Annotated in this window: 1 pseudogene; it reads left to right on the plus strand. The window is 59.2% G+C overall.

Going from position 1 to position 448, the window contains the following annotated elements:
• Positions 1–246: 246 nt before the first annotated feature.
• Positions 247–448: pseudogene (locus CAPSK01_RS22805) on the plus strand (hypothetical protein); the annotation flags it as partial.

Raw genomic sequence — 448 nt, forward strand, 5'->3', positions numbered from 1 at the left:
AGTTATACAGCGGAATCGGCAAATTGAAGGTAGAACCGGACTGGCCCAGCAAAATCCGGGACCAGACTGTCATCGCGCTTTTTCCATACAAGGCGCTAGAATTGCGGATTTTCAACGCTTGGCGGTGACTGGATGGAGCAAACTCGGCGACCGTCACCCTCAGCTCCTGCCAGGGCCGACGAATTCCCTGCGCCGCCACCCGCACGTTTGTTGAGGCTGTCGAGGTATCTGGCGCTGGCTTACCTCGTGTTGATCATCTACGCGAGCCTGTATCCATTCGCCAACTGGCGCGATTTCGGCGTCTCGCCACTGGAGTTCATTGACGCAGCCTGGCCGCGTTACTGGACAGTTTTCGACCTGATGGTCAAAGTTCTTGCCTACCTGCCGTGCCGCTGGGCTTTCTTCTGGTGGCGCTGGCGCTACGCCGACTGCCCGGCGGGCGCTGGAC

This window comes from Candidatus Accumulibacter vicinus (assembly GCF_000584955.1).
GTDB classification, from domain to species: domain Bacteria; phylum Pseudomonadota; class Gammaproteobacteria; order Burkholderiales; family Rhodocyclaceae; genus Accumulibacter; species Accumulibacter vicinus.